Origin of the sequence: Candidatus Palauibacter soopunensis, from assembly GCF_947581735.1 — a bacterium.
In the GTDB taxonomy this organism is placed as follows: Bacteria; Gemmatimonadota; Gemmatimonadetes; order Palauibacterales; family Palauibacteraceae; genus Palauibacter; species Palauibacter soopunensis.
This window is the reverse complement of record NZ_CANPVT010000052.1, coordinates 132,513-156,293: the sequence shown is the minus strand read 5'-3', so window position 1 is coordinate 156,293 and position 23,781 is coordinate 132,513. Positions and strand designations below refer to the sequence as shown.

Genomic DNA, 23,781 nt, shown 5'->3' with positions numbered 1-23,781 from the left:
CACTAGACGGCGGGTCGGTACGCGCCTGAACCCCCGCCTCCTCGTCTTCGGCCGCCTGCCCGAGCCGGGCCACGTCAAGACGCGCCTGTACCCCGAGCTGACCGGGGAGGGGAGCGCCGTCCTGTACGAGGCGTTCCTCGATGACGCCATGAAGCTCGCGCCGGACGGAGTCGCCGTGGAGTTGTGGGTTCCCGATCGTCCCGGAGCGATGGAGCGACTGGGCTCCCGGTATCCCGCGGCTCGCGTCCGCCTGCAATCCGGAGGATCGCTCGGAGACCGGCTTGAGATGGCGTTTTCCTGCACCTTCGACGAGGGCGTGGAGCGCGCGGTTGCGATCGGAAGCGACCATCCAACCCTGCCGCCCCGTTTCGTCGTGCGGGCATTCGAGGCACTGGCGGATAGCCCGATGGCGCTTGGCCCGAGCCTGGATGGCGGATACTACGCGATTGGACTGCACGGGTCGGCGTGGCCGGGCGCCCGCGGTCTCTTCGCCGGGGCTCCGTGGTCGACGTCGGGGCTGTTCGCCTGGACCCGGGCGCACGCCGCGTCGCTGCGGCTCGATTGCGTGGAACTGCCGCCCTGGTACGATGTGGACCGTCCGGCCGACCTGGCGCGCATGGCCGGCGATTTGACCGAAGGGAGCGCGACGGCCGGCGTCTGGGCCCGGCTCGCGCGGCCGACGGCGGAACCGGAGGGGTGATGGAACCGATCCGCGTCACGGTGGATCGGGCCGGCACGCGGGAATCGTCGCACCTCGTGTACGGCATCGTACACGAAGCCGGTTCCCCGGGTCGCCGCCACGCCTTCGGCGACCCGCCGCTGACGGCCTTCTGGCGTTCTTCGATGAAACCGCTCCAGATCCTTCCAGTGGTCCGAGACGGCGTGCTCGAGCGCCTCGGGCTCGGGGCGGAGGCGCTGGCGCTGGCTTGCGCTTCCCATCATGGCACCGCACGGCACCTGGAGGTTGTGCAGTCCGTGATCGACGCGGCGGAGCTGGCGCCGGAGATGTTCACCTGCGGGCCGCATCGACCGTTCGACGACGGGGCGGCACGAGGGATGGATCGGGCGGGACGCCTGCCGGGACGGATCCACAACAACTGTTCGGGTCAGCATGCGGCGTTGCTGGCGCTGTGTGTCGCCCGCGGCTGGCCCGTGGCGGGCTACCACGAACCGGAGCACCCGCTGCAGCGGGCGATTCGCCGTGAGCTCACGGCGTGGCTGGGTGAAGACTGCGAACGCCTGCCGTGGGCGACGGATGGCTGTGGCCTGCCGACGCCGGCCCTTTCTCTGCGGGATATGGCGCGGGTGTTCGCGGAGTTCGGCGCCTCGCCGGAGGCAGCCGTGCGGTCGGTTGTGACGGCGATGACGACGTACCCGACATTGGTTTCGGGTCCCACGGCGCTCTCCGCGAACCTGATGCAGGCGAGCTCGGGCCGGATTCTGGCCAAGGAAGGGGCGGAGGGAGTTTTCTGCCTCGCGAGCGCCGAGGGGGGGTGGGGCGCGGCCTTCAAGGTGATGGATGGGGCCACACGGCCGCTGGGGCCGGCGGTCGTGCACGCGCTTGCGACGCTGTCGCTGCTGGCGCCGGCGGAGCTCGGGCAGCTGGAGAGCTTCGCGCATCCGGTGGTCCGGAACACGTGCGGAAACGAGGTCGGCGTGCTGTCGGTGGAGGGGGAATCTTGTTCGTCGATGTAGCGAGAATACACGTAACCGGAGGGGCGGGCGGCGCCGGTGCCGTCGCCTTTCGGCGGGAGAAGGGCGTGCCCCGCGGGGGGCCGGCCGGCGGTCGCGGCGGGAACGGCGGCGGCGTGATCCTCGTCGCGGATCGCCGGCTCGACACGTTGCTCGACTACTCGTACCGCGCGCACTACAAGGCCGGGCGCGCCGGACACGGGGAGGGGAAAAACCGGGACGGCGCCTCGGGAGAAGACCTGCGGTTACCGGTACCCCCCGGCACGCTCGTGCGCGATGTCGAGACGGGAGAGCGGATCGGCGAGCTGCTCGAGGAGGGCGATGAACTCGTCGTGGCCCGCGGCGGCCGCGGGGGAAGGGGCAACGCGAGCTTTGCTTCGCCCACGCGCCAGACGCCGCGTGAATGGGAAGCCGGGGAGTGGGGGGAGGAACGGCACATCGAACTCGAACTCAAACTCATCGCCGACGTGGGTCTGGTAGGGGAGCCCAACGCGGGAAAATCGACGCTCCTCGCCCGCGTAACGGCGGCGAAGCCGCGGATCGCGGACTACCCGTTCACCACGCTGACACCCAACCTGGGGGTCGTGGGGCTGAGCGGGCATCGCTCGTTCGTGATGGCGGATATCCCGGGCATCATCGAAGGGGCGCACGAGGGGCGCGGTCTGGGCACGCAGTTCCTTCGGCACATCGAACGTACGCGCACGCTCGCGCTCCTCGTGCCGGTGGACGGCGAAGATCCGCAGGCGACGTACGATCAGCTGCGCGAGGAACTGCGGGCGCATGACGCGGCGCTGGCCGGCATCTCGCACTGCGTTCTCCTGACGAAGGCCGATCTGAATCCCGCTGCGCCGGGACCGCCGGTATCGGTCGATGCTCCGGGAAGCTGGGGCCAGTTCACGATCTCGGCCGTGACAGGGGCCGGCCTCGACCGCGCGCTCGAGGGTCTTTGGAGGCGTGTGCGGAGGGAGAAGGAGGCTGCGGCGGAGGAGGCCGAAGCGGACCCGTTCGGAGGCAGCGAAGCGTGGCGCCCGTGACGGAGAAGCGTTCGGCGGAGAGGCGAGCAGTGGAGGGGGAACTGGCGGCGCTCGTTGTCCTGACCCGTGCCCCCGGCATCGGGCTGCGCAGCGTCCGGCGTTTGATCGACCGCCATGGCGGAGCGTCGGAGGCGCTCACGGCGGCGCGGCGCGCCGCCCCGGCGGACTTGCGCGCGCTCCGCCGGGGCCAGCGGGTTCCGACTGCGAGGACGGTCCGCGCGCTCGGCCCCGACGGCGAGAAGGCGGCGCGGTCGCTGCTGCGAGAAGCGAGGGCGAAGGGGCTCCGCCTGGCGGGGTACACCGACTGCGGCGAGGCCGCATATCCCGAGGGGCTGCGCGATCTCCCCGATCCACCCCCCGTTCTCTTCAAGCGTGGCGCCGGGGCGCTGGACTCCGAGCGGACGATCGCCGTCGTCGGGACGCGGGCGTCGTCGTCCTACGGGTTGCGCACGGCATACGCCCTGGGAAGGGAACTCGGACGCTGGGGCTGGACGGTGGTGAGCGGCATGGCGCGCGGCATCGATGCGGCGGCCCACGCCGGCGCCCTCGACGCCGGTGGGCGGACCATCGGCGTTCTCGGAACCGGGCACGATCGCGAATACCCGGCGGACAACCGGGAGCTGTACCGGCGGATGCGTTCGCACGGCGTCCTGCTGAGCGAGTTCGAGCCGGGGGCGCCGCCGACGCGTTCGGCATTCCCGCGCCGCAACCGGGTGATCGCCGCCCTCGCCCGTGGCGTCATCGTCGTGGAAGCGGGCGGAAAGAGCGGGGCTCTGAACACGGCGGACCATGCCCTGGACCTGGGACGCGAAGTCCTCGCGGTGCCCGGGCGGATCGATGATCCGGGCGCGGCCGGGTGCCTTCGCCTCCTGCGCCAGGGCGCCGGGCTCGTGGCCGGCGTGCAGGACGTTTTCGACGCCCTGGGCTGGCTGTGTATCGAGTCGCAGGCCCCGCGATCGGCGGAAGGATCCGCCCGGGCGGTGGATGAGCCCTCCGGCGACACGCGTCTGCTCGGAGCGCTTTCGCGAGGACCCCGCTCGCCGGATGAACTTGCCGTCGGTCTCGAGATGCCCGTCACGAAGGTGCTTGGCGGACTGGGGCGGCTGGAACTCGAAGGGTGGGTCGAGCGCCGGCCGGGAGGAAACTTCGCCGCTGTCCGGCGGCGTGGCGGTCCCTGATGTCCGGCGAGCGCCCGCCACGCTCCCTGTACGTACACTTTCCGTTCTGCGCGCATCGCTGCCACTACTGCGATTTCTCCGTCCAGCGCGCCTCGGACCCGCCGGTGTCCCGCTGGCTCACTGCGATCGAGGTGGAACTCGCCTGGTGGTTCGAGCGCAACGGTTGGGATCCGGGAGACAGGCTCGACACGATCTTCGTGGGAGGCGGGACGCCTTCACTCATGGGGTCCGCTGGAATGGAGGGGCTGGCGTCGCGGATTTCCGCCTGGTTCCGGATCGACCCCGCGCACACGGAATGGACAGCCGAGGCGAACCCGGCGTCCTTCGATGCCCGTCTCGGCGCAAGCTGGCGGGCCACGGGCGTAAACCGGCTGAGTCTCGGCGTGCAGGCCCTCGACGATGCGGTTCTGACGTGGCTGGGCCGGCTTCACGACCGGCGCCGGGCCACGGAAGCCGTCGCGGAGGCGAGGGACGCAGGGTTCGAACGCGTGAGCGTGGACCTCATCTTCGGCCTTCCCCCGGAAGTGAGGCGGGACCTCGCGGCGGAAGTGGAAGCCGCGGCCGCGCTCGACGTGTCTCACCTGAGTCTCTATGGCTTGACCGTGGAGCCTCGCACGCCGCTGGCCGAGTGGATTCGCCTTGGCCGGGTGGGAGCGCCGGACGAGGAGCGCTACGCCGACGAGTACCGGCTTCTGTCGCGCGACCTGCGCGCGGCCGGATACGAGCAGTACGAGGTGTCGAACTTCGCCCGGCCGGGAGATCAGTGCCGCCACAACTGGTCGTACTGGAACCGAACATCGTATCTTGCCCTCGGCCCGTCCGCGCATGGATTTCTCCCACCGATCCGCAGTTGGAACGTCTTCCGCTGGGACCGGTATGAACGCGCGCTACAGGCGGGTCGCGGCCCGCTCGAAGGTTGGGAACGCGTGGGGCCGGAAGAGGAGGAACTGGAACGGATCTGGCTGGGTCTTCGTACGAATCGCGGATTGGCGCCCGATTTCGTGCAGAAGGTTTCGTCGGACGGACTTCGCCTCGACGATTGGGTCGCGGCCGGATGGATGGAAGAGCGGAACGGACGCTGGATGGCGACGATCGAAGGCTGGCTCCGCCTGGACGCGATCGCCGCCGAACTCGCCGGGGCTGAGAACGCATGACCCTGCCAACACTGACAGAGCGCGAACGGGCCGTCCTCGCGGCGGTCATCGACTCCTTCGTCCGCACGGCCGCCCCGGCCGGCTCGCGAAGGATCGGGAAGGAGTACGCGCTAGGCGTGTCGCCGGCGACGATCCGCAACACGATGGCGGACCTCGAGGGCAAGGGCCTCCTCACCCACCCCTACACCTCCGCCGGACGGCTTCCGACGGACCTCGCCTACCGCTACTACGTCGATGCGCTCATGCGCTGGGGCAGCATCCGCAAGCGGGATCAGGCAAAGATCGAACGCGAGCTGGGGGACTCGGACACCGGCGGTGTGGAAGACCTCATGGGCAAAGCGGCGCGCGTCCTCAGCCTCCTGACGGGGGAACTCGGCCTCGCGGTGGGGCCGACGCTCGCCACGGCCACGCTCGAGCGTCTCGAACTCGTACCGCTTTCGAGCGAGAAGGTGCTCCTGGTGTTCACGATCGAGTCCGGCGTGGTTCGCACCGTGTACGTGGACGTGGCGACGCGGGTACCGCGGGCGACGCTCCAGGCGGTGTCGCAGGCGCTGAACGAACGGTTGGCGGGCAGCGCCATCTCGGAGATTCAGGCGACGCTGCGCGAGCGGCTCGGCGACCTGAGTTTCGACAACCGCGGCGCCCAGGAACTGATGAACATCTTCGTGCACAGCGGTCCGGACATCTTCGAGTGGGCCCGCCGCGAGCGCGAGATCCATCTCGGGAGCGCCGCGGCGCTGACCGAACAGCCGGAGTTCACGACGAGCCGGCGCCTGCGCGAACTCCTGCTCCTCACGGAGCGCCGGGAGTTGCTTGCCTCCGTGCTGGGGGATCGCGGTGAATCGGATGGTCCCCACGTCACGATCGGAGCCGAGCACGGCCAGCCGGAGCTCGAGGATCTGACCATCGTCACGGCCAACTATGCCGTCGGAAGCCTGCAAGGCACGGTCGGCGTGATCGGGCCAACGCGCATGCCGTACGACAAGGTCGTCTCCATCGTCGACTGGACCTCGGATCTTCTCACGCGGCTGACTCCGTGAACGGGCACCGCGACTACTACGATCTGCTCGGCGTCTCCCGGGATGCGGATGCGGACGAACTGAAGAGAGCGTACCGGCGCCTCGCCATGGAGTACCATCCGGACCGCAATTCCGCGTCCGACGCGGAGGAGCGGTTCAAGGAGGTGACGGAGGCGTGGGAAGTGCTCCGCGACCCGGGGAAGCGGCAGCTGTACGACCAGTACGGCGAGGCCGGGGTGCGGCGCGGAGGTGGCGGCGAGGCGCCATTCTCCGGGTTCAACAACTTCTCCGACGCGTTCGACGTGTTCATGCGGGAGTTCGGAGGCGGTGGTTTCGGCGACCTTTTCGGAGACGCGCGATCTCCGAACCAGCCGCGTCGCGGCTCGACCCTCAAGGTCTCCGCCACGATCACGCTGGAAGAGGCGGCGGAGGGGGCACGGCGCTCCCTCCGCGTTTCTGCTCTGGGTCGGTGCGAGCGCTGCGATGCGACGGGGGCCGAACCGGGGAGCACGGCCTCGACGTGCGGAACGTGCCAGGGCGCCGGCGAGATTCGCATGGTTCAGCGGTCGATGCTGGGACAATTCGTCTCGGTGCGTCCCTGCTCCGCCTGCGGCGGCGAGGGCACCTGGATCGCGGACGAGTGCCGCGACTGCCGTCGAACCGGGCGCGTGCGCGTCGACCGGTCCGTCGACATCGAAATCCCCGCGGGTATTTCGTCCGACGACTACCTGAAGCTGCGCGGGCGCGGCAATGCGGGTCCGCGCGGCGGACCGGCGGGGGACCTCATCGTACAGGTGGAGGTCGAGCCGCACGACCGCTTCGAGCGCAGGGGAGATGACCTGCTCCTCGATCTGCCCGTCACGTTCTCGCAGGCGGCGCTGGGCGACGAACTCGACGTGCCCACGATCCTCGGACAGGCCCGGCTGAAAGTGCCGGCGGGAATCCAGGCGGGGCAGGTGCTGAGACTTCGTGGCCAGGGGATGCCGCGTTTGCGGGCGGCGGGCCACGGCGACCAGTTGGTGCGGGTACACACCTGGACGCCCAGCGAACTGTCCCGGCGTCAGCGCGACATCCTCGAATCGCTGCGGGAGGTCGAGGATGCGCCGCCCGAGCCGCGCCGGGGCGAGGATCCGAGCTTCTGGGAGCGAGTAAAAGCCGCGTTTACGGCGTAGCGGACCCCGACGCAACGGCCGCGGCGGGCTGCCGCGCCATCCGCTCCGCGAGGCTCGCGAGGAGCTGATCGAAGGGGACTGCGAACTTCTCCACGCCCTCCGCCAGAAGCTGATCCGTGACCTCGTCCAGATCGATCCCGACGGCCGCCAACTCCGCCATCGTGCGACGCGCCTCGTCGACGCCCCCGGTCAAGGTGCCCGCCGCGCGCCCGTGATCCCTGAAGGCGTCGATCGTCTTCTCAGGCAGCGTGTTGACAGTCAGGTCGCCGATGAGCGGCTCCACGTACATCACGTCGGAATACGCGGGGTTCTTTGTGCTCGTGCTCGCCCACAGCATGCGTTGCGGACGGGCGCCGAGCGCTGCCAGACGGGCCCAGCGGTCGGTCGCCAGCCGCCGCTGGAAGCCGACATACGCGAGTTTCGCGTTGGCGATCGCCGCCTTGCCGAGGAGGGCCTCGCAGCGAGCGGAGTCACCCCCCGCGGCATCGGCCAGCGCGCCGAGCTTCCGGTCCGTCAGCGCGTCGATCCGGCTCACGAAGAAGCTCGCCACCGAGGCGACGTCGTCGACGGAACGTCCTGCTTCGATCCGCTGCTCCAGCGCCTCGGAGTGTGCGTCGGCCACCGCCTCGTACGCGGCGATGGAGAAGAGGAGCGTCACGTTCACGTTCACGCCCTCGAACAGCGCCTGCCGGATGGCCGGAACTCCGGCCGGAGTCCCCGGGATCTTGATGAGGACGTTCTCGCGCGCCACCTCATCGTGGAGGCGGCGGGCCTCCCGCACCGTGCCCTCCGTATCGTTCGCCAGGTGGGGAGAGACCTCGAGGGAGACGTACCCGTCGACCCCTCCGGTGCTCTCCCAAACGCCCCGCAGGACATCGCAGGCGCCCTGGACGTCCGCGATCGTGAGCCGGTCGTAGACGTCTTCGACGCCGAGACCCCGGGCGGTGAAGCGGGCGATGTCTTCATCGTACTGCGCGCTGCCCGTGATGGCGTTGTGGAAGATTGCGGGGTTCGAAGTGACCCCTCTCAACCCTTCGGTCTCCACCCGGCGGGCCAGCTCTCCGTCGACCAGCATCCCGCGCGTCAGGTTGTCGAGCCAGTAGCTCTGGCCGTGCTCCTGGAGCTGAAGCAGCGCGCTCATCTCTCTCCCCTCCCCAGCGTGTGTCTCAGGTGTCCGATTTCAGGTGTCGGGCTTCGATGTCCAGAACTTTCTCGAGCCGGCGTCGATGCCTCGGCTCGGCCGAGAAATCCGCGGTCAGGAACGCGTCCGTGATCGCGCGAGCGAGGGCGATCCCGATCACGCGTTCCCCCATGCAGAGGACGTTCATGTCGTCGTGATCGACCCCCTGCGTCGCCGAATACGTGTCGTGGCAGACGCCCGCCCGCACGCCCGGCACCTTGTTCGCGGCGATACAGACGCCCACGGCGGATCCGCAGATGACGATGCCGCGCTCGACGTCGCCGCGTGCCACCCGCTCGGCGACGGCGACGGCGAAGTCGGGATAGTCGACGGAGTCCGTACCGTGCGTGCCGACGTCGACGATTTCGTGCCCCGCTTCGCGAAGCTCCGCGGCGAGAGTGTCCTTGTAGCCTACGCCCGCGTGGTCCGCCCCGACCGCGAGCTTCACCGCGGGCCCTCCGCCGCGAGCGCCTCCAGGGCTCGCGCGACGACGGCCTCCGCGGTGAAGCCGAAGCGGGCGAAGTTGTCCGCCGCCGACGCGGACTGGCCGAAGCGGTCGATCCCGACGACGGCGCCGTCCCGTCCCACCCATTCCGTCCACCCGAGCGTAGCTCCGGCTTCGATCGCGACCCGCGGCGCGCCTGGGGGAAGGACCTCGTCCCGATAGGACGCCGACTGCAAGCGGAAGAGTTCCCAGCTCGGGAACGAGACTACTCGGGCCGACACCCCTCCGGCCTCGAGGACTTCCGCCGCTTCGACCGCCACCTGCAGTTCCGAACCGGTGCCGAGGAGCACGACCTGAAGGGGGCCGGGCTCCGGCCTGAGGACGTAGGCGCCCCGTGCCACCCCATCGCGGGCGGCGCCGGCCTCGCGGGCGAGATGGGGGACCTTCTGGCGCGTGAGCACGAGAATCGTGGGCCCCGCGCCGCGCTCGATCGCCACGCGCCACGCCTGGACGGTCTCTTCCGGATCGGCGGGGCGCAGCACGACGACGCCGGGCATCGCCCGGAAGGAGGCGAGATGCTCGATCGGCTGGTGTGTCGGCCCGTCGGCCCCGAGGCCGATCGAGTCGTGCGTCATCACGTAGATGTTGGGCAGTCCCATCAGGGCGGCGAGCCGCATCGACGGCCGCGCGTAGTCCGTGAAGGTGAAGAAAGTGGCGATGTACGGCCGGACGCCGCCGTGGAGGACGAGTCCGTTCGCGACGGAAGCCATCGCGTGCTCGCGGATGCCCCACCGTAGGTTGCGGCCCTCGGGCGCGTCCCTCGAGAAGTTCGGCGAGTCGATCAACGTGTTGTTCGAGCCCGACAGGTCGGCGCTTCCGCCGATGAGTTCGGGGAGGCGGGGAGCCAGCGCGGTCAGGATCCGGCCCGAGGCGGCCCTGGTGGCGATCGGATCGTCGTCAGGGCCGAAGACCGGCAGGTCCTCATCCCACGTCGACGGCAGGTCCGACCGGACGCGGCGTTCGAGTTCCGCCGCAAGCTCCGGGTGCTCGGCGCGGTATCGCTCGAAGCGCTCACCCCACTCCGCGGCGAGCGCTTCGCCGTGTGCGACCCGCCGACCCATGTGGCTCCGGACGGCGTCCGGCACGAGAAACGGAGGTTCCGTCGGCCAGCCGTACACCTCCTTGGTGAGCCGGACCTCTTCCTCGCCCAGCGGCGCACCGTGCGCGGCGGCCGTGTCCTGCTTGTTGGGGGCGCCGTAGCCGATATGCGAGCGGACGATGATCAGGGACGGGCGGCCCTCCTCGCTCCGCGCCTCTTCGATCGCCGCGTCGAGCGCCGCCAGGTCGTTCGCGTCCCCGACGGAATGCACGTGCCACCCCAATGACTCGAATCGCCCGCGAACATCCTCCGAAAAGGCGAGATCGATGTCGCCATCGATCGTGATCCGGTTGTCGTCGTAGAGCCAGAGGAGCTTGCCGAGGCCCAGATGTCCGGCCAGCGAGGCGGCTTCGTAGGAGACGCCCTCCATGAGGTCGCCGTCGCTGCAGATGACGTACGTTCGGTGATCGACGATCGCGTGGCCCGGCCGATTGAACACCGCCGCGAGATGCGCCTCGGCGATCGCCATCCCGACGGAGTTCGCGACGCCCTGGCCCAAGGGGCCGGTCGTCGTCTCGACGCCGGCGACGTGGCCGTACTCGGGGTGGCCCGCGGTGCAGCTCCCCGCCCGCCGGAAATTGCGGATTTCCTCCAGGGGAAGATCGAATCCGGTGAGGTGGAGAACGGCGTACTGGAGGATCGCCGCGTGGCCGGCGGAGAGCACGAACCGGTCCCGGCCGAACCAGCCGGGGTCCCGCGGGCTGTACCGCATGTGGCGCATCCAGAGGGTGTACGCCACGGGTGCGAGCGCCATCGCGGTGCCGGGATGCCCGGAGCCGGCCCGCTGGACGGCGTCCATGGCGAGCGTGCGAATCGTGTCGATGGAACGGGATTCTACGGAAGGACCCGCGCTCGGAGCGGCGGACCCGGGAACGGCTTCGGCGGTCTTTGTCTCGTTCAATAGCCCCCTCGCGCGAGTTGAATCGCCCTTGGCTGGCCCAATGCCGGGAAGCCGGAGGCCGCGCGAGACAAATCATGATGGGCGGGCCGCTTCGGCGGAGCGAACATAAGGGTGCGAGGCCGTGCCGCAAAAGCCTTCGCCGCGAAGCGTGCGGAGGCTGGTGGCGATAGCCCGCCGACGACGGATACGTTGCCCCTCGTGAGCGATCAGATGTTCTTCGCCGACGGTCTTGCGGGCCTGGAACCCGGCGCCCGGACCGAACTCGCGAGCGACGAGGCAGGCCATGTCCGTGCCGCCCGGATCCGCCCCGGTCATCGTCTCGTGGTCATCGACGGCGCCGGAAGCCGCTGGGAGGCGGAACTCGTCGCGCTGGACCGGCGCCGCGCAAGCTGTCGGCTGCTCGTTCCCCTTCTGCCGGAACCCGCGCTCCCGCTCCACCTCTGGGCCCCCGTGGCGAATCGCGATCGTTCACTGTGGCTCGTGGAGAAGGTCGTGGAACTGGGCGCCGCGACGATAACGTGGATGGAGTGGGAGCGGTCGCGCTCCGTGGCCGATGCCGGTCGCTCCAAGGGCTTTCTGCGGCGGGCGGAGAACCGCGCCAGGGCGGCGCTGAAGCAATCGGGCCGCAGTTGGCTCCCTCGGCTGGAAGGCCCCGTGGCGCCGGAGGAGGCGTTCGACCGCCACGACGGAGCCGGGTGGCTCGCGGACGCGGAGGGGCGGCCCCGGCTCGCCGACGAGGTCGCCCGCGGCCGGGAGGGGCGATGCGCCGGTAGCAGACTGACGGTCGCGGTCGGGCCCGAGGGCGGCCTCACGGGTCCGGAGCGGCGTCGCTGCCTGGAAGCGGGTTTCGAACTCGTTTCCCTGAGCCTGGCGAACCTGAGGTTCGAGACGGCCGCGGTGGTCGCCGTCGCGGCGGCGGCGGCCATGCTGGCGGACGACGAAAACGAGGCAGACGACGAGAGGGCGACATGACGGACTGCGTGTTCTGCGGCATCGCTTCGGGGGCGATCCCGGCGGCGATCGTCGCCGAGGCGAACGACTGGGTCGCGTTCCGGGATCTCGAACCTCAGGCGCCCGTGCACGTGCTCGTCGTCCCGCGGGCGCACGTGTCGAGCCTCGCGGCCCTGTCGGAGGGGCCGCGAGGCACGCAACTCCTTCGAGCGTGCACGGCCGTCGCCGACTCGGAGGGGCTGGACGGCGGGTACCGCGTCGTTACGAATGTCGGCGAAGACGGCGGCCAGGCCGTGCCCCACCTGCACTTTCACGTGCTGGGCGGTCGCCGCATGGGCTGGCCGCCGGGGTAATCGCCGTGGATCACGCGCTCAGGGTGATCGAGTTCGACCGCGTGCTGGCGGCGGTCGGCGATCGCGCCGTGTCGGAAGCCGGCCGCTCGGCCGTGCACGGACTCCGGCCGCTCTCCGATGCGGCATCCGCGGTCCGCGCGCTCGCGGCGGTGCATGAACTTCGGGAGCTGCTCGAGAGCGGCGACGGATGGGCGCTGGATCCGATCGCGCCGCTCGACGGCGCCCTCCGGCGGCTCGCGATCGAGGACGCAGCCCTGGAGCCGCCTCAATTGCTCGCGTGCGGGAGCGTCATGGCTGTGGCCCGCGCCGTGCGGCGGTTGGAAACGGGTCTCGCTGCCGATGGTCTCCCGGCGGAGCACGTGAGCCGGTTGTGGGGGGAGGCGGCCCTCGAGAAACGGATTGCGCGCACCTTCGATGCCACGGGTGCGGTCGCGGACGGGGCTTCCCCGGAACTTCGGCGCATCCGCCGCGCGCTTGCGACGCGGCGCGGCCGGCTCGTCGACGAACTCACGCGCTATGCCGGCTCGCTTCCGGAACGCGTCCGCGTGCCCGACGCCTCGGTCACTGTCCGGAACGGCCGCTACTGCATCCCGGTACGCCGCGAGGGGAAGGGGATCGCCGGCGGTCTCGTACACGACGCTTCGGCCAGCCGCCGGACCCTGTTCGTCGAGCCGGCGCGCGCCATCGAGGCGATGAACGAGATCCGCGAGCTGGAACTCGGCGAGGCCCGCGAGGTGGACCGGATTCTGCGGGACCTGTCCTCTGCCGTCCGCGCCCGCGCGCCCGAACTCGCTGCCTCGTACACCGCCCTCGTGGAACTGGACTCGCTACGCGCCCGCGCGCTCTTCGCGGGGGAAATGGATGCGTCGCCCCCGGCCTTCGTCGAGTCGGCGTCCGAGGGGATCCGCATCCGCGGCGCCCGTCATCCTCTTCTCGCCCTCGATGCCGGCGGAGCCGTCCCGTTCGACCTCGATCTCTCGGCGGACGAGCGGGTTCTCCTCGTATCGGGCCCGAACGCGGGTGGGAAGACGGTGTTTCTCAAGACGCTCGGCCTGCTCTCCACGCTGTCGCAGAGCGGGATTCTGCCGCCGCTCGGCGCCGGGAGCCGGATCCCATTCTTCCACCGCTTCTTCGCGGTCATCGGGGACGAACAGTCGATCGATGCGTCGCTCTCCACCTTCGGCGCGCAGGCGCGCAACCTGGCCGAGATCCTGCACGAGGCCGGAGACCGGGACCTCGTCCTCTTCGACGAGATCGGCAGCGCCACGGATCCGGCCGAGGGGGGCGCGCTTGCGGCGGCATCGCTGCGGCGGCTGGCTCGGCAGGCTCGGCTCACGGTGGCCACGACGCACCTCGGCGACCTCAAACGCCTCGGCGACGAGAAGGCCGCGGCGGTGAACGCCTCGCTGGAATTCGATGGAACGCGGCTGGAGCCGACGTACCGCCTCGTGCGGGACCGGCCCGGCCGCAGCTACGCGCTCGTCATCGCGGCGCGCCTGGGGGTCCCCGAAGACGTACTCGCCGCTGCGCGCGACCGGCTCGGGCCGGAGCACGTCTCGGTGGACACGCTCCTCGCCCGGCTCGAGGCTGAACGGACCGAGGTCGAGGATCTCAGGACGCAACTCGAACGCCGGGCCGGGGAGACGGCCGAGCGCGAACGCGACCTCGCGTCCAGGGAGACCGCCCTGGCCGATTCGGAGCGCGCCGCCGCCCGCCGACGGGAGAAGGAGCGGCTCTCGGCGCTGCGCGAGGCGCGAGAGCGGGTGGAGGCGGCCATCTCACGCCTCGAATCCGAATTCGCCGCGGGGGACGAAGTGCGCCGCCGGGAGGCAAAGCGGGCTGCGCGGGGGGAGGTGGAGCGGGCGCTCCGGGCGTCCTCCCGCGCGCTCCGGGCGCTGGGCGGGTCCGCGCCTCCGTCGGATACACGAACGGTGCGCGCCGGCGACGCCGTCCGATGGAATGCGTCCGACCGGCCGGCTCGCCTCGTCGAGATTCGGGAAGATCGCGGCGTCATCGAGGTGGGGGAACTGCGCCTGACGGTACCGCTGCGGGACCTGACTCCCCATTCTGCACCGGAGTCCCGTTCGTCCGGACCGGCGGGGGTCCACGAAGTCGGCGGCCCCCCGCAGCGCCGACCGGATTTCGACGTCGCCGCGGAGGTCGACCTCAGGGGCCTGCGCGTCGACGAGGTGGAGGGAACGCTCAACCCGGCCGTCGACGCGGCCGTGGTCGGCGATCTCCCGTGGCTCAGGATCATTCACGGAAAGGGCACGGGCGCGCTGAGGGAGAGGGTCGGGCAACTGCTCGCCGGGGATCCCCGGATCCGGGTCTTCAGGGCCGGCGAATCGAACGAAGGGGGAACAGGCGTCACAGTCGTGGAATTCGAGTGAGTGCGAGTTGCGCGCGGTGCGCGGGATGATGGAGCAGGCGGGTCGCGGTTTCGGGGTGGGATCGTGGTGAGCGACGGCCTCGTAGAGGACATCCGCGCACGGGCGGACATTCTCGAGGTGGTGGGGGAGTACGTCCAGCTTCGGCGATCGGGGAAGAGCTACCGCGGACCCTGCCCGCTGCACGGCGGAGACGGCCCCAACTTCGCCGTCGACCCGCAGCGCCAGATCTTCAAATGCTTCGTTTGCGGGGAGGGTGGGGACGTCTTTGGCTTCATGATGAAACACCTCGGGTTCGAGTTCCCGGAGGCGGTGCGCCATGTGGGCGCGAGGGTCGGGATAGAGGTGCCCGACCGGGAGGAGCGGCGCGAGGATCCGTATGCGCCGCTGCGCGGCGTCCTCGCCTTCGCGGCCGAGTGGTTCCAGGGCCGGCTGCGCGAACCGGCCGGGGTCGGCGCGCGCGACTATCTCCAGGGGCGCGGACTTTCGCTGGAAGAAGCGCTCGACTTCGGGCTGGGCTACGCGGACGACGAATGGAGGGCGTTCCGTTCCGCCGCGGCCCGACACGGGATCGAGGAGCGGATGCTGCTGGAACTCGGGCTTCTCGCGACGAGCGAGAGAGCGGAGGAGCCGTACGACCGCTTTCGCGGGCGTCTCATGTTCACGATTCATGACCTGCGTGACAGGCCGGTCGGCTTCGGCGGCCGCATCCTCGATGCGACCTCCGATGCGCCCAAGTACATCAACTCGCCCGAATCCCCCGTCTTCCACAAGGGGGAAGAGCTATACGGACTCAACCGGGCCCGGCACGCCATGCGACGCGAGGGCCACGCCGCGATCGCGGAAGGATTCACCGACGTCATCGCGCTGCACCGGGCCGGCCTCGGCTTCGCGGTCGCCGGGCTGGGGACGTCCTTCACGGCGGACCAGGCGCGCCGCATCGGCCGATACGCGAAGCAGGCCTACCTGCTCTACGACAGCGATCTCGCCGGACTGCGCGCGACGTTCAGGACCGGCGACATCCTGTTGGCCGCCGGGGTCCATCCGATGGTCGTGTCGCTCCCATCCGGCGAAGATCCCGATTCCCTCATCCGCCGGGACGGCCCGGCCGCCATCCGGCATCTCCTGGACGATGCGGTGGATCTTCTCGAACGTAAGCTCCAGATCCTTCGCCGCGAGGGATACCTGGACCGCGTGGAGGGGCGGCGCCGCGCGGTGGACGGTCTGCTCAGCACCCTCAGGGCGGTCTCCGATCCGGCGCTCCGCGACATCTACGTGGACCGGGCGGTGGAAGGATTGGGGATACGGCGCGAGACGCTCGTGGATGAGATCGCTCGCCTCGAACGTTCGCGGCCTCGACGCCGTTCCCCGGCCGCCGGACCGGGACGCCCGCGTCGCGGACCATCCCCGGCCTCGCGGACGGAGCGCGATTTTCTTCTTCTGCTCGTTCGTGATCCGAGCCTCACGCGGCAGGCCGTGCGCGTCGGGCTCGCGCCCGATCACATGTCCGACCCGCGGGCACGCGAGCTGTTCGAGATCCTGTCGGCGGCATCGGACGAGGGGGTCGATTCTCCGGACTGGACTTCCGCCTCCGCTGCCGCCGCGGAACTGGCGAAGGCTCTGCGAGAGTCCGACCGGGAGCTTCCGGACGCCGCTCGGGTCTTCGACGCCGTCGTGCGTCGCCTCCTTTATCGGCGGCATCGTGAACGGATCGAGGAGATCGGCCGCGCGATCGAGCTTGCGGAGCCGGAGCAGCAACGTCGATTGTTGGGTGAGAAACAGGAACTCGTGCGCGAACTTCGCGCCGCGGGCGAGTCCGGGGCGTTCATGCCGGCCGCCGAAGGCGAGACGCCTCCAAAACCGACTACGGCCACGCAAGGATGACAGCCGGGGAGAGTATGCAAGCGAGCGATATCGTCGAGGAATTACTCACTCTTCAGGAAATCGATCACAAGATCCTGAAGATAGAAGAGGAACTCGAGAGTCTCGGCCACGAGGTCGCGGGACTCCGGGAAACCGTGGAGACGCTGGAGGCTCAGGTCACGCGGATCCGAGCCGAAGCGGAGGAAGCGGAAGGGCGCGTGCGGCAGTTCCACCGGGCCGTGGAAGCGGGCAGAGCGACGCTCAAGCGCCTGGAGGCGCGTTCCGTCGCCGTCGCGAACATGCAGCAGCATCTCGCGGTTCGGAGTGAAACGGATACGGCCCGGCGCAACCTGCGGGCGGCGGAAGATGATCAGCTCGACGCGATGCAGGATGTGGAGACCGCGCGCGGAGCGTTGAACGCGGCAGAAGCGGAGCTGCGAGAGGCCACCGCGCAACTGGCGGAACGGAGCACGGCCGTGGAAGAGTTGCGGGCGACGCTCGAAGGGGATCTTCAGCACTGCGGTGTCAGCCGGAGAACGCAGGAAAGCCGGCTGGACCGCCGGGCGCTGCAGCTGTACCGCACCGCGGGCGGAGGGGGGCGCCAGGCGGCGCTCGCCGAACTCACGGTCGATGGGGCGTGCGGCCGGTGCTATACGGCGATACCGAAGCAGCGGCAGGCCGAGATCCGGGCGCGGCGGCAGCTCGCCGTGTGTGAGGGTTGCGGGATCATCCTCTACCCGGGGTCTCTCGCCTGAAGCGCCCCGTCGTTTGAGGCTTCGCATCATCGCGGGAGACCTGGGCGGCCGCTTCATCGACGCCCCCCGTGGACGCCGCACCCGTCCGACGGCGGAGCGGGTGCGGGAGTCCTGGTTTTCCGCGCTCGCGGGCGACGTCGCCGGCGCCCGGGTCGCCGATCTCTACGCCGGCTCCGGAGCGCTAGGTATCGAAGCGCTGTCGCGAGGTGCGGCGCACGTCCATTTTGTCGAGTCGGATCGTCGGGCGGTGGCGCTGCTGCGCCGCAATGTCGCGATGCTCGATCTCGCGGACCGATCTCAGGTCGTGCGGGACGATGCCATCGCCTGGGTCGACGGTCTCGATGAACCGGCCGACGTGGCCGGCCCGGGCGCGCCTCTCGATCTGGTCTTCGCGGATCCACCGTACGCGTCCGCCGGCGGCGCGCGGCTGGTCGAGCGCTTCCGGGCCCGTCCGTTCGCCTCGCAACTGTGGGTCGAGCACCGTCCGGACGCCGAATGGGCGACGGCGGCCGACTGGACGAGGGAATACGGTGACACCTGCGTCAGCCGGTTCCGGGCTCCGGCCGACGCGTCAACCCGAACACTCTGACGGGGAACTCGATGAACAATGCCGTCGCCGTGTACCCGGGGTCTTTCGACCCGTTGACGGTCGGACACGAGGACATCGTACGCAGGAGCCTGGGGGTCGTGGACCGGCTGATCGTCGCCGTGGCGGAGACGGCCACCCAGGCAAAGTCGGGACTGTTCGAGATCGAGGAACGCGTCGATCTGATCCGCGAAGTGTTTGCCGACGAACCCCGGATCGAGGCGACGTCGTTCTCCGGCCTGCTCGTGGATTTTGCACGCTCCCGCGAGGCCCGGATCATCGTTCGCGGACTGCGGGCCGTGAGCGACTTCGAGTACGAGTTTCAGATGGCGCTCATGAACCGTTCGCTCTGGCCCGAGGTCGAGGTCCTCTTCATGGCGCCCTCCACGCGTCACACGTTCCTGAGTTCCTCGCTCGTGCGCGAAGTCGGACGTCTGGGCGGCGATGTGACGGACTTCGTGAGCCCGGCCGTGAAGGCCCGCATGGACCGCGCGTTCGGGCGCGAGCATAGGTGACGTCGCCGCCGACCCGACGCGGCTTCATCCACCGGCTGAGGACGCGGGCCGCCGCCCTCGAGCGGCGCATAGGCTTTCCGGAGGCGGACGAGACCCGCACCGCGCTCGCGATTCGCCGGCTGCGGGATGAGGGGTGGGTACGCCCCGTCGAGATCCGCGCCGGCGCCGATGGCCTCGTGAACGCCGCACAACGCCTCGCGGTGGGGGAACTGGACGGCGTCGTGGCGGGGGCCGCGCACCCGACGGCGGACGTCATCCGGGCCGGCCTGCGGGTCGTCGGCCTGGCCGACGGCGTGGAGACCGTCTCGGCCGCTTTCCACATGGTCTTCCCCGCTCCCGGCGAGCGGGTGCTCACGCTCACGGACGCCGCGGTCGTCCCGGCACCCACGCCGGCCCAGATGGCGGAGAGCGCTTCGGCGGCCTGCGGCGCGCACCGAGCCGTTACGGGGGAAGAACCGATCGTTGCGTTTCTCTCGTATTCCACCCTCGGCTCGGCCGCGGGGCCGGCGGTCGAACATGTGCGGGAGGCCATGGACATCTTCAGCCACGGTCGGCCTGAAATCGCGGCGGACGGGGAACTGCAGGCCGATACGGCGCTCGTACCGGACGTCGCGGCGCTGAAAGCTCCGGGATCTCCGGTCGCCGGCCGCGCGAACGTGCTCGTCTTCCCCGGCCTCGACGCCGCGAACATCGCGTACAAACTGCTCGAGCGACTCGCCGGAGCACGCGCGCTGGGCCCTGTCCTTCAGGGGCTGCGGCGACCGCTGAACGACCTCTCCCGCGGCGCGTCCGTCTCCGATATCGTGGATGTCGCTTGCATCACCGCCCTCATGTCACCCGGGAGCGAAGGATGACGTTTTCGATCGAAACGGTGGGAGCCACCACCCTCGTCGCCGTGGACGGCCAGCTCACGATCAACAACCGCGGCGAATTCAAGGAGCGCGTGCTCGCGCGCCTGGCGGATGGGGACACCGACTTCGTGATCGACTTCACCGAGGCCGACTACATCGACTCGTCCGGCCTGGGGGTGCTCGTCAGCCTCTCCAAGCACATCCGCGACGCGGGAGGGCGCCTTACGCTGGCGGGGCTGAACGAGGATCTTCAGCGGCTCTTCGCCCTGACCAGACTCGACTCGCTGTTCGAGATCGCCGAGTCCCGGGCAGCCGCGCTCGGCGAGTCCTGACCGGAGCCGCGGCTCCGGCATGAACGACGGCGACGCGGCCCGCATCCTGGTCCTTTCCAGCCGGCCGGACATTCTCCAGGCCGTGGCGGACGCCGCCGCCGAGATCGATCCGCCGCCCGAGGTGAGAGGCCTCTTCGGGCGCCCCCTGACGGTGCTCCCGACGGATCTCGTCCTCGTGGACATCGCCGAGCCGCGCGCGACGATGGCCTATCTGCACCGGCGCTTCGGCGCGACGTCGGCTCTCGTGGCGCTCATCGAGGGTGCATGGGTCGATCGCCTGGGTTCGGCGCTGGCGGAGGACTGGACCGACTACCTCTTCTATCCTCTCAACGCGGCCGAACTCGGGCTCGTGTGGCAGAAACACACCTCGCCCGCGGAAGCGCCCGACCTGAACCTGGACGTCGATGAGTCGGGGCGCATACGCGTCGTCTTTCCGTCGAGCGTGCGCTACCAGCGCGCCGTGGTGGAGAGGGTCGTCGTGGCATGCCGTCACCTCGCCGACCTGGACGGGGAGACGGCGTTCAGACTCCGGGTCACGCTCGGCGAGGCCGTGGCCAACGCGATCCTCTACGGGAGCGGGGACCGTCCCGGCGCCGTCGTGCGGGTTTCAGCGACAGCGGATGCGGACGGCCTGCGCGTGAAGGTTTCGGACGAGGGTAGCGGATTCGATCCCGATGCCGTGCCGGACCCTGTCTCGGGGGAAGGCATCGGCCGGCCCCGCGGGCGCGGCCTCTTTCTCCTGAGGCAGCTCGCGGATGACGTGACGTTCAACGAGACCGGCAACAGGGTCACGCTCTCGTTTCGGGGGGCGCCGGATCCGCTGGTGAGGATCGAACCTCTCCTGAGACGCTTCGCCGATGTCACCGGTCTGAGATTCCGGCTCGACCGGCGGTTCGAGGACGGTTTGCAGGTGCTGTTCGACAGCTGGGAGAATGACGGGGAGTCGAACGGCCAGCCGGAGGTTCGGGAGACGTGGCCTCTGGGCGATGCGGGACGGCTGCGGCTGATCCACGAGCCGGCGAGCAGCGGCGATGCCGCCGCGACGCTGCTCGCGGGCTGGATCGGCGCCGTGGCGGAGGGCGAACAGTCACGGGAGCGGCTCCTCGCACGACGGTTGCGCCGGGAGCGGGTGCTGGCCGAGCTGGAAATCGCCAGGGACCTGCAACTGAAGCTCCTGCCGCCCCCCGAGGATTTTCGCGATCTCGGACGGATTGCGGCCCGCTGCGATCCGGCGCTCTCTCTCGGCGGCGACTTCTATTACCTCGTCCGGCTCGCCGGCGGCCGTCTGGGGGTCATGCTCGGCGACGTGAGTTCGCACGGTCCCTCCGCCGCAATCATCATGGCCCGCACGCTGAGTGCCGTCGTCCTGGCGACGGGCGTGGAGACCGAACCCGCGGCCGTGCTGGACGCCATGCACGGGCAGCTCCGGGCGGCGCTCGACGCGACCGAGATGTACATGACGCTCTTCTACGGGGTCATCGATCCCGGGCGCGCGGAACTGCACTACGCGAACGCGGGCCACCCGTATGCGTACCTGGTCGGATCCGACGGAATACGCCGTCTCACCGCGCTGGATCCACCGGTCGGCGTGGCCGCGGTCCGGTCGTACCGGCAGACGCGGGTTCCGTGCGCCGGGGAAACGCTGTTGGCGTTCACCGATGGCCTGGCCGAACTCAGCGATCCTCTCGAAACACCGGATGCCCGGGTGCGGAGGCGTATCGACCGCGGGGACTTCGATCCCGAGGTGCTCGTCGCGGCTCTCTTCGCGGACAGCGATGACGAGATGAGACTGGACGACCGGACGGCCGTCGCGGCTTCCCTGTGACCGCCGGGAAGGCTGAACGCTCCCGGCCGAAGCGGGCGCTCGGCCAGAACTTCCTGGTCGACCCGAATATCCAGCGCAAGATCGTACGGGAACTCGACCCGCGGCCCGCGGACATCGTGCTCGAGGTTGGACCGGGGCACGGAGAACTGAGCCAATACCTCGTCGGCCAATGCCGTCGCCTCGTCCTCATCGAAAAGGACCGCAACCTTGCCCGCGGGCTCCGCGCCCGCTGGGGAGAGCGGCCGGACGTGGATGTGGTGGAAGGCGACGCACTTCGCATCGGGCTCTCGGGATTCGTAGGGGACGCTACGGCGGTGCGCGTAGTGTCGAACGTCCCCTACAACATCACGTCGCCTCTCGTCTTCACCTTTCTCGAACTCGATCCGGCCGCTGTCCGTATCGTGCTCACGGTGCAGAGAGAAGTGGCGGAGCGCATCGTCGCGCCGCCGGGCATCAAGGCGTACGGCGCGCTCTCCGTCGGGGTGCAGGCAATTGCCGATGCCTCGCTTGCCTTCCGGGTGGGCCGCCAGGCGTTCCGCCCCGTCCCCGCGGTCGATTCGGCGGTCGTTCGCCTCGAACCGCGGCCGGACGCCGCCGGCGTGGACCGCACGGCGCTCAGGACGCTGACGCGCGCGTGCTTCAACCGCCGCCGGAAGCAGCTGCAGAAGACGCTGCGCACGGCTTCGGAGCTGAGTTTCGCGGGAGATGTGGAGGCAATACTGGCGCAACTCTCGATCGATCCCGCGGTGCGGCCGGAGATGCTGGATCCTCCGACCTTCGTGCGCCTGGCGGCGGCGCTTCGGACGGGACGGGAAGGGGGCGCGTCGCGTTGAGTTGACAACGGGCCGGCCCTATCTTGGTTTGTGAAACCTTTCACAAGGGTGGGCATGAGCGGCAGAATTTCCGATTCGACAGTCCGGCGCCTCTCCCTGTATCTCCGCATGTTGCGCGACCTCGAGCGAGCCGGCGCGGAGTTCGTGTCCAGTTCGCAGCTTGCCGAACCCTCGGGGGCCACCTCGGCCCAGGTCCGGAAAGATCTGAGCCACTTCGGCTCGTTCGGGAAACGTGGGCGCGGATACTCGGTCGACGGGCTCGTGCGGGCGCTCGAGGAGATCCTCGGGCTTTCGCGCAGTTGGAGGCTCGCGTTGGTGGGTGTCGGCAAGATCGGGTCCGCTCTCCTGGGGTATGGCGGGCTTGCGGCGCGCGGATTCGACGTCGTCGCGGCCTTTGACGTCGACGAGACGAAGATCGGCACATTGGCCTACGGGCTCAGGATTCGTCCGATGACGGACCTCGGGCCGGTCATCGCGGAGTGCAGGGCGGAGATCGGGGTCGTCGCGACCCCCACGGAGGTGGCCGCCGAGATCGCCGCGGAACTCGAGCGTGCGGGCGTGGGCGCGATCCTCAACTTCGCGCCGATCGAACTTTCCGAGGTGAACGGCGTGCCGATCCGGACCGTGGACATCGTGCTCGAACTGGAAGGCTTGAGCTACCTGATGTCCGAGGCGGGTCGGCGTACCGGGAGCGATGCGTGACGGGCCTGCACTTCGCGCCCAACGGGGTGCTGGTGCGCAAGGCGTTGCGCCGGCTCGAGGGCGGTCCCCGCTCGTCCGTGGATCTCGCCGCCGACGTTCTCGGAATGCACGGGTGTCCGCCAGCCATGGCCGGCCGGCTGGTCGCGCAGTTGCTCGAGGGAATACCCGAGGTGGCGCGCGATGGGGAGGGCGGCGATGCCTGGCGGCTGGCCGGGGAAGGGCGGCGGAACCCGAAGCCGGCGGCCAAGGGGCTGCACGATCTCCGGTACGCGGTCGTAGACGTTGAGACGAACGGCGGGTTCGCCGAGGGGAACGGCCGGGTGGTGGAGATTGCGATCGTGGACGTGGATCGTGGCGCTATCGGCGGGTGCTATTCGACTCTCGTGGATGCCGGCGTAACGATTCCGCCGTGGATCACGCGCCTCACCGGCATCCGCACGGAGATGACGCACGGAGCACCGAGTTTCTCTCAGATCTGCGACCGGGTGCGCGAGCACCTCCGCGGCCGGGTTTTCGTCGCACATAACGCGGCGTACGATTGGGGTTTCCTGCGCGCCGAGATGCGGCGGGCCGGGGCCGGCCTGCCGCGCGGACCTCGTCTGTGCACGGTCCATCTGGCGCGCCGGCTGATACCGGGGCTCGAGCGTCGAGGCCTGGACTCCGTCGCCGACTACTACGGGATCGAGATCCGCGAACGTCACCGCGCGCGAGGCGACGCGGTCGCGACGGCCCGTATCCTCGTCCGCATGCTCGAGGACGCCGAGCGACGGGGCTGGACGACGTGGCCCGCGCTCCGAAAGGCGCTCGGGCCGGTTCCGCGGCGCGAGCGCGGCAAGCGGCGGGATCGGCGTACCGAACGGCAGGAACCACGCGAACGACGACATGAGTGATGGA

Annotated in this window: 23 protein-coding genes; 20 read left to right on the top strand and 3 right to left on the bottom strand. The window is 70.0% G+C overall.

Annotated elements, in window-relative coordinates; translation table 11 throughout:
* Positions 1 to 25 precede the first annotated feature (25 nt).
* The 7 genes from RN901_RS13090 to dnaJ are packed head-to-tail and all read left to right on the top strand — an operon-like array spanning position 26 to position 7,249.
* Complete coding sequence (locus RN901_RS13090) at positions 26 to 700, top strand: TIGR04282 family arsenosugar biosynthesis glycosyltransferase (protein ID WP_310758805.1); 675 nt, start codon at positions 26 to 28, stop codon at positions 698 to 700.
* Positions 700 to 1,695: an asparaginase gene (locus RN901_RS13085; protein WP_310758733.1), complete on the top strand. Its 996-nt coding sequence runs from the start codon at positions 700 to 702 to the stop codon at positions 1,693 to 1,695. Before RN901_RS13090 ends, RN901_RS13085 begins: the two co-directional genes overlap by 1 nt.
* On the top strand, positions 1,638 to 2,726 hold the full coding sequence (obgE, locus tag RN901_RS13080; RefSeq protein WP_310758732.1) for a GTPase ObgE: 1,089 nt from the start codon (positions 1,638 to 1,640) through the stop codon (positions 2,724 to 2,726). The genes RN901_RS13085 and obgE overlap by 58 nt, the downstream gene beginning before the upstream one ends.
* Complete coding sequence (gene dprA, locus RN901_RS13075; protein WP_310758731.1) at positions 2,714 to 3,904, top strand: DNA-processing protein DprA; 1,191 nt, start codon at positions 2,714 to 2,716, stop codon at positions 3,902 to 3,904. Before obgE ends, dprA begins: the two co-directional genes overlap by 13 nt.
* A complete protein-coding gene (gene hemW / locus RN901_RS13070) occupies positions 3,904 to 5,058 on the top strand; it encodes a radical SAM family heme chaperone HemW (protein WP_310758730.1) in 1,155 nt (384 codons plus the stop codon). The genes dprA and hemW overlap by 1 nt, the downstream gene beginning before the upstream one ends.
* A complete protein-coding gene (gene hrcA, locus RN901_RS13065; protein ID WP_310758729.1) occupies positions 5,055 to 6,098 on the top strand; it encodes a heat-inducible transcriptional repressor HrcA in 1,044 nt (347 codons plus the stop codon). Before hemW ends, hrcA begins: the two co-directional genes overlap by 4 nt.
* Positions 6,095 to 7,249, top strand: a complete 1,155-nt coding sequence (dnaJ, locus tag RN901_RS13060; RefSeq protein WP_310758728.1) for a molecular chaperone DnaJ — start codon at positions 6,095 to 6,097, stop codon at positions 7,247 to 7,249. Before hrcA ends, dnaJ begins: the two co-directional genes overlap by 4 nt.
* Here the strand turns inward: dnaJ and tal are convergent.
* Genes tal through tkt form a run of 3 tightly spaced genes read right to left on the bottom strand, consistent with a single transcriptional unit; the run spans position 7,239 to position 10,934 of the window.
* Positions 7,239 to 8,390, bottom strand: coding sequence for a transaldolase (gene tal / locus RN901_RS13055; RefSeq protein ID WP_310758727.1), 1,152 nt, complete (start codon positions 8,388 to 8,390; stop codon positions 7,239 to 7,241). The two genes, dnaJ and tal, sit on opposite strands and share 11 nt — an antisense overlap.
* A 25-nt stretch (positions 8,391 to 8,415) precedes the next feature.
* Positions 8,416 to 8,877: a ribose 5-phosphate isomerase B gene (rpiB, locus tag RN901_RS13050; protein ID WP_310758726.1), complete on the bottom strand. Its 462-nt coding sequence runs from the start codon at positions 8,875 to 8,877 to the stop codon at positions 8,416 to 8,418.
* Positions 8,874 to 10,934, bottom strand: a complete 2,061-nt coding sequence (gene tkt, locus RN901_RS13045; protein WP_310758725.1) for a transketolase — start codon at positions 10,932 to 10,934, stop codon at positions 8,874 to 8,876. Before tkt ends, rpiB begins: the two co-directional genes overlap by 4 nt.
* A 198-nt stretch (positions 10,935 to 11,132) precedes the next feature.
* On the opposite strand from tkt, the gene RN901_RS13040 reads away from it, so the two are divergent.
* From RN901_RS13040 to RN901_RS12980, 13 genes are all read left to right on the top strand, one after another.
* Positions 11,133 to 11,906: an RsmE family RNA methyltransferase gene (locus RN901_RS13040; RefSeq protein ID WP_310758724.1), complete on the top strand. Its 774-nt coding sequence runs from the start codon at positions 11,133 to 11,135 to the stop codon at positions 11,904 to 11,906.
* Complete coding sequence (locus RN901_RS13035; protein WP_310758723.1) at positions 11,903 to 12,238, top strand: HIT domain-containing protein; 336 nt, start codon at positions 11,903 to 11,905, stop codon at positions 12,236 to 12,238. The genes RN901_RS13040 and RN901_RS13035 overlap by 4 nt, the downstream gene beginning before the upstream one ends.
* A gap of 23 nt (positions 12,239 to 12,261) precedes the next feature.
* Positions 12,262 to 14,628, top strand: a complete 2,367-nt coding sequence (locus RN901_RS13030) for a Smr/MutS family protein (protein ID WP_310758722.1) — start codon at positions 12,262 to 12,264, stop codon at positions 14,626 to 14,628.
* A gap of 66 nt (positions 14,629 to 14,694) precedes the next feature.
* On the top strand, positions 14,695 to 16,509 hold the full coding sequence (gene dnaG / locus RN901_RS13025; RefSeq protein ID WP_310758721.1) for a DNA primase: 1,815 nt from the start codon (positions 14,695 to 14,697) through the stop codon (positions 16,507 to 16,509).
* A 14-nt stretch (positions 16,510 to 16,523) separates the two neighbouring features.
* Positions 16,524 to 17,243, top strand: coding sequence for a hypothetical protein (locus RN901_RS13020; protein WP_310758720.1), 720 nt, complete (start codon positions 16,524 to 16,526; stop codon positions 17,241 to 17,243).
* A gap of 13 nt (positions 17,244 to 17,256) precedes the next feature.
* Positions 17,257 to 17,832, top strand: a complete 576-nt coding sequence (rsmD, locus tag RN901_RS13015) for a 16S rRNA (guanine(966)-N(2))-methyltransferase RsmD (RefSeq protein WP_310758719.1) — start codon at positions 17,257 to 17,259, stop codon at positions 17,830 to 17,832.
* 11 nt (positions 17,833 to 17,843) lie between these two features.
* Positions 17,844 to 18,344 (top strand): pantetheine-phosphate adenylyltransferase, encoded by a 501-nt coding sequence (coaD, locus tag RN901_RS13010; protein WP_310758718.1) that lies wholly within the window; start codon positions 17,844 to 17,846, stop codon positions 18,342 to 18,344.
* Positions 18,341 to 19,198 carry a phosphate acyltransferase gene (locus tag RN901_RS13005; RefSeq protein ID WP_310758717.1) on the top strand — a complete coding sequence of 286 codons (858 nt, stop codon included), beginning with the start codon at positions 18,341 to 18,343 and terminating at the stop codon, positions 19,196 to 19,198. Before coaD ends, RN901_RS13005 begins: the two co-directional genes overlap by 4 nt.
* Positions 19,195 to 19,527 (top strand): STAS domain-containing protein, encoded by a 333-nt coding sequence (locus RN901_RS13000; RefSeq protein ID WP_310758716.1) that lies wholly within the window; start codon positions 19,195 to 19,197, stop codon positions 19,525 to 19,527. The genes RN901_RS13005 and RN901_RS13000 overlap by 4 nt, the downstream gene beginning before the upstream one ends.
* Before the next feature lie 19 nt (positions 19,528 to 19,546).
* Positions 19,547 to 21,352, top strand: a complete 1,806-nt coding sequence (locus tag RN901_RS12995) for a SpoIIE family protein phosphatase (RefSeq protein ID WP_310758715.1) — start codon at positions 19,547 to 19,549, stop codon at positions 21,350 to 21,352.
* Positions 21,349 to 22,185, top strand: a complete 837-nt coding sequence (gene rsmA / locus RN901_RS12990; protein WP_310758714.1) for a 16S rRNA (adenine(1518)-N(6)/adenine(1519)-N(6))-dimethyltransferase RsmA — start codon at positions 21,349 to 21,351, stop codon at positions 22,183 to 22,185. Before RN901_RS12995 ends, rsmA begins: the two co-directional genes overlap by 4 nt.
* 54 nt (positions 22,186 to 22,239) lie before the next feature.
* Positions 22,240 to 22,887, top strand: a complete 648-nt coding sequence (locus RN901_RS12985; protein ID WP_310758713.1) for a redox-sensing transcriptional repressor Rex — start codon at positions 22,240 to 22,242, stop codon at positions 22,885 to 22,887.
* Positions 22,884 to 23,777: a 3'-5' exonuclease gene (locus tag RN901_RS12980; protein ID WP_310758712.1), complete on the top strand. Its 894-nt coding sequence runs from the start codon at positions 22,884 to 22,886 to the stop codon at positions 23,775 to 23,777. Before RN901_RS12985 ends, RN901_RS12980 begins: the two co-directional genes overlap by 4 nt.
* Positions 23,778 to 23,781 lie beyond the last annotated feature (4 nt).